Below are 8,856 nucleotides of genomic sequence, written 5' to 3'. Positions count from 1 at the left end.
GCGCGCGGCGCGGCGCGGCGCGGGCGGCGCGGGGCTCAGTCGATGGGCAGCGGGGCCGGACGCTGGGCGTGCACGACGCCGGTGTCGACGCCGCGACGTTCGCGGGAACGGTCGATCGAGAACGAGATCAGCGCGATCGCGATGCCGGCGAGGGCGAGCACGGCTCCGACCACGACCGGCGACAGGTAGCCGAAACCGGCGGCGATCGTCAGCCCGCCGAGGAAGGCCCCCATCGCATTGGCGATGTTGAGCGCCGAGTGGTTGAGCGCCGCCGCGATCGACTGGCTGTCGTGCGCGACATCCATCAACCGGGTCTGGATGGCGGGCGACAGTGCCGCGCAGGCAGCCGCGATCACGAACAGGGAGATCAGCAGCCCCGCCACCGTCGAGGCGGTGAGGAAGAGCACCGCGAGGCCGACCAGCAGCAGGCCGAAGAAGCCGAGCATCCCGCGCTTGAGATCGCGGTCGGCCATCCAGCCCCCGAAGAGGTTGCCGACGGTCATCCCGAGACCGATCAGCACGAGCACGAGGGGCACAGCCGACGGGCTCAGCCCCGTGACGGTCGTGGCGAGCGGAGCGACGTAGGTGTAGACGGCGAAGAAGCCGCCGAACCCGATCGCGCCGATGAGGAGCGCGAGCCACACCTGGAGCCGGCTGAACGCCTTGAGCTCGTTGGCCATCGTGGCCTTGGGGTCGCCCGCCTGCCACGGCACGAGGAAGGCGACCGCGACGAAGGTCAAGGCGAAGATCCCCGCGACCACGAGGTAGGCCGCCCGCCAGCCGTGCTCCTGCCCGAGCCAGGTGATCAGCGGCACGCCGATGACGTTCGCGATGGTGAGGCCGGAGAGCACGAAGGCGACGCCCTGCCCGCGTTTGCCCGGCCCCATCAGCGTGGCGGCGACGAGCGAGGCGATGCCGAAGTAGGCGCCATGCGGCAGCGCGCTGATGAAGCGGGCCAGCAGCACGAGCTGGAACGTCGGCGCCAGAGCCGACGCGACGGTGCCGACGGTGAAGGCGACGAGGAGCCAGAGCAGCAGCTTCTTGCGCGGCCAGCGGGCGGCGACGGCTGCGATCGTCGGAGCACCGACGACGACGCCGAGCGCGTAGGCCGAGATGATCCAGCCCGCCTGCGCATTCGCGGCGTCGGGCGACGTGGCGTACACCGACGGCAGGAGGTCGTGCGCGATGTTGGGCAGCAGGCCCATGGCGACGAACTCGGTCGAGCCGATGCCGAAGCCGCCGAGGGCGAGGGCCAGGAGCGCAAGACGAATACGGGCCGACGACAACCGCGTCGGCCCGTCGATAACGGGATTCACTCGCCTAGCCTATATCGAACCGAGTCGAATCGATTCGATCGGGCGCGGCCGGGGCGCTGGTCGTGCGTTATCGCGTCGCCAGCGCCGCGCGTCGTGCGCTTCCGCCCGATCGAGCAGCTGCGTCGCTAGCCCTTCTCGTCGATCGCCGCTTCGAGTCGCTCGACCTTCGCGTCGAGTTCGCCGGAGTACCCCGGCCGGATGTCGGCCTTGAGCACGAGCGACACCCGCGACCCGAAGGCTCCGACGGCCTCGGTGGCGCGGCGGATGACATCGAAGACCTCGTCCCATTCACCCTCGAGCTCCGTGAACATCGACGTCGTGCGATTCGGGAGCCCCGACTCGCGAACGATCGCGACCGCCGCCGCGACCGCGTCGTGCACGGACGCGTCTGCGCCCTCTCCGCCGCTCGGCGCCACTGAGAATGCAACCAGCATCGTTCCTCCTCGGATCGCCTCCAGCCTAACCAGCGTCGAGGCCGCCGATCGAGGGTTCCAGACACGCCGGGCTCAGTCACGCGACGCGGCGTGCGGGGACCCCTCGATCCCGTGGCCGGGCGCACGCGCGCGCGGTCAGCGTTCGGCGGGCACGTCCTCCGGCTCGTCGGCGAAACGCTCCGCCGACCGGAACGGCCAGACATGGCGCGGCAGCTCGTCGAACTCGGCACCACGCCGGCCGCGCCACAGCGCCGCCACCGCCCAGCCCAGGATGACGAAGAACATCAGGTTGCGCGCCGTCAGCACGACCAGCATGACCGGCTGCGCCGTCAGCACGAGCCCATACAGATAGGGGTAGATCATCTGCGTGAGCGCCGCCGTCACCGTGACGAGCACCGCCGGCGTCCGGAAGCCGCGCCCCTGGTACACAAGACCGATGACGATCGGCGCCGCGAGCCACGTGACGTACTGCGGCGAGCCCACCTTGTTGAAGGCGATGAACGCCGCGACGAACGCGAGCGACAGCTCCGGCAGGATGCGCGTGACCGGCGCTCCACGACGCACGGCCCGGATGCCGATCAGCAGCACCACGGCGACACTCACCGCGAGCAGCGGGTTCATCAGCGCGCCCGCCGTCGTGCTGCCCGCCCCCGTGACCTGGAAGGTGAGCAGCTCCCTGTCGTAGTAGATGACGGCCTCGGGCACGCCGAGCGCGACCTGCCACATCCAGATGGTGCTGACCGGCGCCTCGATCTGCAGCCCGCGACCGGTCTGCATGGTGATGAAGCTGAACACGTGAGCGCCGGCACCCAGCGCGAGCGCCACGATGACGAGGATCAGGCTGGTGACGGCCGCGTAGCCCAGGATGCGCCACCGCGTGCGGAATGCGACCAGCGCGGCCGCGATGAGGGCTGCCGGCCAGACCTTGATCCAGGTGGCGGCGGCGAGCATGACGACGGCGGCCTTCTCATGGAAGGTCAGCCAGAGGAGTCCGATGATCGCCAGCGAAGCCGACACCGCATCCAGACGTCCGATGGCGATCGGCCCGAGCAGGAGCAGGAACGCCAGCCACCACCACGCGACCGCGATGCGGCGGCGGTCCCGGCCGATGATCAGCACGGCGAACGCGGCGGCGTCCAGCAGCAGCACCATCGTGAGCCATCCGCCGGTGTAGCCGTCCGCCCCGAAGAGCAACGGCAGCATGATCGGGACCAGCGCGCCGAGCGGATACACCCAATCCGTCTGGATGCCGACGACCGAGGTGCCCTGCGCCGCCAGCTGCGCCCAGGGTTTGTACACGAGGTACACGTCGCCGAGGGGCATGCTGTTCGTGTCGAGGCTCAGCCAGCCGACGATCAGGTGCACGAGCAGGAACGCGATCCACAGCGTGAGCGGATTCGAGAAGAAGCGGCGCACGTCGCTCGGCACCTCCGGCGCCGGAGCCGGTGCCGGATCGATCCCCATAGTCGCCCATCGTAGCGGGCCGCGCTGTCGGGAACGGGTCAGCGCCGGCTAGCGCCCGGCGAGCAGTTCGCGCACCGTCGCCGGGAGTGCCTCCGCGATGTCGAGGGCGGCGATCGGACCGCCCTGGGACGCCCGTTCCCCGGCCCGTCCGTGCACGAAGGCGGCCGTCGCCGCGAGCGCAGGCACGGCGGATGCGCTGCTCGCCGCGATCTCGCGGGCGTGCGTCGCCAGCAGCGCCCCGAGCACGCCGCCGAGCACGTCCCCGCTGCCCGCCGTCGCGAGCCAGGCCGGCCCGGCCTCGACCGAGAACCGCGAACCGTCGGTGCCCGCGATGTACGTGGTGTGGCCCTTGAGGAGCACGGTGACACCCAGGCTCTCGCTGGCGCGCACGGCCCACGCACCGGGATCGGCAGCGATGTCATCGGCGGTGACGGCATCCGAATCGTCGTCGGCGGCCGCGGCCAGCACCGTCGCCAGCTCGCGGTAGTGCGGAGTGATTACGACCGGGCCCGTCGCCTGCCCGGCCAGGTCGAGCGCACCGGCGTCGATCACGAGCGGGGTGCCGTCGCGGAGCGCTGTGCGCAACCGCACCGCGTCCTCCTGCGGCCGGGAGCCCGCATCCATGCCCGAGCCGATCAGCCACGCCTGCACCCGTCCGACGGCGGTCACGACCTCCGGGCGGCGGTGCAGCACGAAGTCCGCGGCGCGAGGGGCGCCGATGTAGCGCACCATCCCGAGGCCCGTGCGCACCGCGGCCTCGACGCCGAGCACGGCGGCCCCCGGATACTGCTCCGAGCCGGTGACCACGCCGAGCACGCCCCGCGTGTACTTGTCGCCGGCGTCGTCGGGCACGGCGATCCAGGGCGCAGACTCCACAGCGCCCCAGGCCGACCAGTTCTCCACCGCTGCACCGCTCCGCCGTTGTGCGTCCATCCCTCCACGATAGGTTGAAGTCCGAGGAAAGAGGTCAGCGATATGGGCATCAGCATCCCGGGCAAGGTCATCGTGTTCGACTACGGCGAGGTCATCTCGGTCACGCCGAGCGAGGCCGACCGTGCGGCGCTGGCCGGAGTCGCCGGTGGTGATGCCGAAGTGTTCTGGCCGGCGTACTGGCGGCACCGCGACGCCCTCGACCAGGGCACGATGAGCATCCGCGAGTACTGGCGCGGCATCGAGCACGAGATGGGCGAGCAGTGGGGCGATGCGACGATCCATCGCCTCTGGCTGGCTGATTTCCGCAGCTGGCTGAGCATCGACCACGACACCCTCCAGGTGCTCCTCGATCTGCAGGCGGGAGGCACGCGCATGGCGCTGCTCTCGAACGCCGGGCGCGACTTCGGGTCGTACTTCCGGCACGGCACCCTCGGCGACCTGTTCGAACAGGTCTTCGTCAGCGGGGAGCTCGGCACCATCAAGCCGAGCGCCGACATCTTCGAGATCGTGCTGACCGAGCTGGGCATCACCGCCGAGAACATGGTCTTCATCGACAACAAAGAGGTGAACGTGAGGGGCGCCGAAGCCCTGGGCATCGCCGGACACGTCTACACCGACGCCGCCGATCTCCGGGCATACCTGGAGTCCCTCGCGGCTTAACACTCTCGACGGGCGCTTTCGGCGACGAGGGCGCTCGCGTTCGGCGACCATTCGCACCATCACGACGGGAAGTCTGCATGCCCACCCTCTTCGATCCCCTCACGCTGCGCGGCGTCACGATGCGCAACCGCATCTGGACCTCGCCCATGTGCCAGTACTCGGTGCTCGACCAGTCGGGCGTACCGCAGCAATGGCAGCTCGTGCACCTGGCGTCCTTCGCCGTCGGCGGCAGCGGGCTCGTGTTCACCGAAGCGACCGGCGTCAGCCCCGAGGCCCGCATCTCACCGCGCGACACCGGCATCTGGAACGACGAGCAGCGCGACGCGTGGAAGCCGATCGTGGAGTTCATCGCATCACAGGGCGCCGTGCCGGGCATCCAGCTCGGGCATGCCGGCCGCAAGGCCTCGAGCTGGCCGGCCTGGGGCTTCACGGGGCGCACGGGAACAGTCCCTGTCGCCGAGGGCGGATGGACCGCGGTCGCTCCATCGCCGGAGGCGTTCGGCGACCTCGACGTTCCGCGCGAGCTCGACCTGGCCGGCATCGATGCCATCGTCGACGACTTCCGCACCGCGGCCCGCCGTGCGGTCGAGGCAGGATTCCGGGCGATCGAGCTGCACGCCGCGCACGGCTACCTGCTCCACCAGTTCCTCTCGCCCATCGCCAACCACCGCACCGACGAATACGGCGGATCGCTCGAGAACCGGGCCCGCCTGCTGCTGCGGATCGTCGAGGCGGTCCGCGGCGAGATCGGCGACGAGCTGCCCCTGTTCGTCCGCTTCTCCGGCAGCGACTGGACGCCGGGCGGCTGGGACGAGCAGCAGACGGCGACCGTGGCCGGCTGGGCGCAGAACGCGGGCGCCGACTTCTTCGACATCTCCAGCGGTGGCATCGCCGGCGGCATCCGCATCCCGCTCGGCCCGGGCTACCAGGTGCCGTTCGCCGAGCACGTCCGCAGTTCGGCCGAGGTCGAAGTGAGCGCAGTCGGGCTCATCACGACACCGCAACAGGCCGCGGAGATCGTCGCGACGGGCAAGGCCGACGCGGTCATGCTCGCGCGCGAACTCCTCCGTGACCCGCACTTCCCGCTCCGCGCCGCGCACGAACTCGGCGAGCAGCTGACCTACTGGCCGCCGCAGTACGAGCGAGCGCGCTGGCGCGACTGACGCCGGCAGGGCGCCGGCAACACGCCGGCGCTGGGATCGGCGAATCCGACGGCTACAACCGCTGCGAGACGCAGAGGATGTTGCCCTCGCTGTCGAGGAACCAGGCCGCCCTGTCACGCGGTGACGTGGCCACCCCGTTCTCCGTCTTCAACCCCGGAAAGTCGTAGTCCTCGAAGACGACGCCCCGCTCCCGCAGGTGCGCCATCGTGCCGTCGAGGTCGTCGGTCGACCATCCCAGCGCGGTGTTCTGCGCCGTTCCCGCGTTCGGCGTCTCGTAGATCTGGATCTTCGCGGCACTGTTCGTGCCGAAGACGGCGTAGCCGTCCCCTGTCTCCTCTGGTTCGAGCTCGAGCTTGTCACGGAACCACTCCGTGGCACGCTGCAGGTCCGAAGCAGGAAGGACCGCGTAGATCGGAAACTTCTCCAACATGAGCATTGCTCCTTTTCCGCTTCTGCGCGTTACGCTACTCGGCCCCCGCGGACGCCGACACTGGAAAAGAGGTTCTAGCTCGAGCGCCTACGAGCGCCGGGTCGCATCCTGAACTTCGCCGACCAGCTCCTCGATGATGTCCTCCAGGAACAGCACGCCCGTCGTCTCCCCGCTCGCGTCGACGACGCGCGCCAGGTGTACCCCGGAGCGCCGCATCGTGGCGAGCGCATCCTCGAGGTCGCTGTCCGTGAAGACCGTGACCAGGCGGCGGATGCGCTTGGCCGGCACGGGCAGCTCGAACCCGGTCTCCTCCAGATCGAGCACATCCTTGAGATGGAGGTACCCGGTCGGCTCGCCCGACGCATCCGGAACCACGTAGCGCGAGAACCCGTTCTTCGTGACGGCCCGCTCGACGTCGGCCGGCGTGGGCGATGGCGGGAGCGTGATCAACGAGTCGAGTCCGAGCGCGATGTCGCGCACCTTCTTCTCGGTGAACTCGAATGCGGCCGTCAGGGCACCGGTGCGATCCATCAGCAGACCCTCGCGAGTCGACTGATTCACGATCGTGGCGACCTCGTCGAGCGTGAACGTGCTCGCGGCTTCGTCCTTCGGCTCCACCCCGAATAGGCGGAGCACCGCGTTGGCCGAGGCGTTCAGCGCGACGATGATCGGCCGCACCGCGCGCCCGATCGCCACCAGCGGAGGAGCGAGGAGGAGAGCCGCACGGTCGGGCATGGAGAACGACAGGTTCTTCGGCACCATCTCGCCGAACACCACGTGCAGGAACGACACGAGCACCAGCGTCACGATGAAGGCGATCGTGCCGATGACCTCGTCCGGCCAGCCCGTGAGGTGCAGCGGCCCCTCGAGCAGGTGGTGGATCGCCGGCTCCGACACGTTCAGGATCAGCAGCGAGCACACGGTGATGCCGAGCTGCGTCGTCGCCAGCATGAGCGTCGCGTGCTCCATGGCGTACAGCGCGGTCTTCGCGCTGCGCTTGCCGCGCTCTGCCTGAGGCTCGATCTGCGAGCGCCGCGCCGAGATGACGGCGAACTCCGCGCCGACGAAGAAGGCGTTGACCGCGAGCAGCACGACCAACCAGACGATGCCTGCCCAGTCACTCATCGTCGGCCTCCCCCGTCGCGTCGGGGTCCGGGGTGTAGCGCATCCGATCCACGCGTCGCCCCTCGAGGCGCTCGACACGGAGCGTGCCGCCGTCGATCTGCACCTCGTCGCCGACGACGGGCAGCCGGCCGAGCTCGTTCATCACGAAACCGGCGACCGTCTCGTACGGGCCGTCGTCGGGAACGGTGACCCCGGCACGCTCCTTGAGCTCGTCGGGGCGCAGGATGCCGGGGAAGGTGAGGGAGTCCCGGCCGCGCACCACACCGGCCCGCGTGCGGTCGTGCTCGTCGGCGACCTCGCCCACGATCTCCTCGACGAGGTCTTCGAGAGTCGCGATGCCCGAGGTGCCGCCGTACTCGTCGACCACGACCGCCATCTGGTAGCCGCGTGCGCGCAGCTCGCCCAGCAGGGTGTCCAGATGCATCGTCTCCGGCACCCGCAGAGCGTCGGTCGACAGCGCGGAGACCGGAACGCGCGCCCGCCGGGCGCGAGGCACTGCGACCGCCTGCTTGACGTGCACGATGCCGGCGACGTCGTCGACGTCGTCGTCGATCACGGGGAACCGTGAGAAGCCGGTGCGGCGGGCGAGGTCGAGCACCGACTGCGCCGGCGCGCCGCGCTGCACCGTGACGATGCGCGGCCGCGGGGTCATGACGTCCGAGGCGGTGTGCCCGGCGAAGGACAGTGTGCGGCTGAGCAGGGTCGCCGTGTCGGCCTCCAGCACGCCGGCACTGGCCGAGCGCCGCACCAGCGACGACAGCTCCTCCGCGGTGCGCGCCCCGGAGAGCTCCTCCTTGGGTTCGATGCCGAACAGGCGCAGCACGCCGTTGGCCGTTCCGTTCAGAAGGGCGATGAAGGGCTTGAAGATCGCCGTGAACACGGTCTGGAACGGGATGACCAGCTTGGCCGTGGCGATGGGGAGAGCGAGTGCGAAGTTCTTGGGGACCAGCTCGCCGAGGATCATCGACAGCAGCGTTGCGACGACGATGGCGACGGTGGTCGCGATCGGCGCCACGAAGCTCTCCGGGAGGCCGATCGACCGCAGCGGTGCATCCAGCAGGGTGCTGATCGCCGGCTCCATCGTGTAACCGGTGAGCAGCGTGGTCAGCGTGATGCCCAGCTGGGCGCTCGACAGGTGCGTCGAGGTGATCTTCAGGGCGGCGATCGTCATGCTGAGCCGCGACTCGCCGCGCTCGCGGCGCGCCTCGAGGTCACCGCGATCGAGGTTGACGAGCGCGAACTCGCTCGCGACGAAGAGGCCGGTCCCGGCGGTCAGCAGCAGGCCGACCCCGAGCATGATCCACTCATACAGCACGGCGGTCACCGCGCTT

At 70.0% G+C, this 8,856-nt stretch carries 9 protein-coding genes; 2 read left to right on the top strand and 7 right to left on the bottom strand.

The window, feature by feature from the left end; genetic code table 11:
* Nucleotides 1-35 precede the first annotated feature (35 nt).
* From PKE84_RS05965 to PKE84_RS05950, 4 genes are all read right to left on the bottom strand, one after another.
* Nucleotides 36-1,316, bottom strand: coding sequence for an MFS transporter (locus tag PKE84_RS05965; RefSeq protein ID WP_271176310.1), 1,281 nt, complete (start codon nucleotides 1,314-1,316; stop codon nucleotides 36-38).
* Between the two features lie 125 nt (nucleotides 1,317-1,441).
* A complete protein-coding gene (locus PKE84_RS05960) occupies nucleotides 1,442-1,750 on the bottom strand; it encodes a thiamine-binding protein (protein ID WP_271176309.1) in 309 nt (102 codons plus the stop codon).
* A gap of 135 nt (nucleotides 1,751-1,885) precedes the next feature.
* Entirely contained in the window at nucleotides 1,886-3,214 is a 1,329-nt protein-coding gene (locus tag PKE84_RS05955) for a hypothetical protein (RefSeq protein ID WP_271176308.1), read from the bottom strand.
* 48 nt (nucleotides 3,215-3,262) lie between these two features.
* Entirely contained in the window at nucleotides 3,263-4,147 is an 885-nt protein-coding gene (locus PKE84_RS05950) for an ADP-dependent NAD(P)H-hydrate dehydratase (protein ID WP_271176307.1), read from the bottom strand.
* 42 nt (nucleotides 4,148-4,189) lie between these two features.
* Here PKE84_RS05950 and PKE84_RS05945 point away from each other — a divergent pair, with 42 nt between their 5' ends.
* Both PKE84_RS05945 and PKE84_RS05940 read left to right on the top strand, forming a co-directional pair.
* Nucleotides 4,190-4,807, top strand: coding sequence for an HAD family hydrolase (locus PKE84_RS05945; RefSeq protein WP_271176306.1), 618 nt, complete (start codon nucleotides 4,190-4,192; stop codon nucleotides 4,805-4,807).
* Nucleotides 4,808-4,884: 77 nt separating this feature from the next.
* Nucleotides 4,885-5,970, top strand: coding sequence for an NADH:flavin oxidoreductase/NADH oxidase (locus tag PKE84_RS05940; RefSeq protein WP_271176305.1), 1,086 nt, complete (start codon nucleotides 4,885-4,887; stop codon nucleotides 5,968-5,970).
* 52 nt (nucleotides 5,971-6,022) lie between these two features.
* On the opposite strand, the gene PKE84_RS05935 is transcribed toward PKE84_RS05940, so the two are convergent.
* The 3 genes from PKE84_RS05935 to PKE84_RS05925 form a co-directional block, all read right to left on the bottom strand.
* Entirely contained in the window at nucleotides 6,023-6,400 is a 378-nt protein-coding gene (locus PKE84_RS05935) for a VOC family protein (RefSeq protein ID WP_271176304.1), read from the bottom strand.
* Between the two features lie 87 nt (nucleotides 6,401-6,487).
* Entirely contained in the window at nucleotides 6,488-7,525 is a 1,038-nt protein-coding gene (locus PKE84_RS05930) for a hemolysin family protein (RefSeq protein ID WP_271176303.1), read from the bottom strand.
* Nucleotides 7,518-8,822 carry a hemolysin family protein gene (locus PKE84_RS05925; protein ID WP_271176311.1) on the bottom strand — a complete coding sequence of 435 codons (1,305 nt, stop codon included), beginning with the start codon at nucleotides 8,820-8,822 and terminating at the stop codon, nucleotides 7,518-7,520. The genes PKE84_RS05930 and PKE84_RS05925 overlap by 8 nt, the downstream gene beginning before the upstream one ends.
* Nucleotides 8,823-8,856 lie beyond the last annotated feature (34 nt).

The sequence above is a fragment of the Leifsonia poae genome (assembly GCF_027921845.1).
In the GTDB taxonomy this organism is placed as follows: Bacteria; Actinomycetota; Actinomycetes; order Actinomycetales; family Microbacteriaceae; genus Leifsonia; species Leifsonia poae.
Note: the sequence above shows the minus strand (reverse complement) of the source record. Positions and strands in the feature narration are given on the sequence as shown.

Coding starts and splice junctions, on each gene's coding strand:
- PKE84_RS05960 (WP_271176309.1), bottom strand. CDS start 1,750: ATGCTGGTTGCATTCTCAGTGGCGCCGAGCGGCGGAGAGGGCGCAGAC.
- PKE84_RS05945 (WP_271176306.1), top strand. CDS start 4,190: ATGGGCATCAGCATCCCGGGCAAGGTCATCGTGTTCGACTACGGCGAG.
- PKE84_RS05930 (WP_271176303.1), bottom strand. CDS start 7,525: ATGAGTGACTGGGCAGGCATCGTCTGGTTGGTCGTGCTGCTCGCGGTC.
- PKE84_RS05935 (WP_271176304.1), bottom strand. CDS start 6,400: ATGTTGGAGAAGTTTCCGATCTACGCGGTCCTTCCTGCTTCGGACCTG.
- PKE84_RS05940 (WP_271176305.1), top strand. CDS start 4,885: ATGCCCACCCTCTTCGATCCCCTCACGCTGCGCGGCGTCACGATGCGC.
- PKE84_RS05955 (WP_271176308.1), bottom strand. CDS start 3,214: ATGGGGATCGATCCGGCACCGGCTCCGGCGCCGGAGGTGCCGAGCGAC.
- PKE84_RS05925 (WP_271176311.1), bottom strand. CDS start 8,822: ATGCTCGGGGTCGGCCTGCTGCTGACCGCCGGGACCGGCCTCTTCGTC.
- PKE84_RS05950 (WP_271176307.1), bottom strand. CDS start 4,147: ATGGACGCACAACGGCGGAGCGGTGCAGCGGTGGAGAACTGGTCGGCC.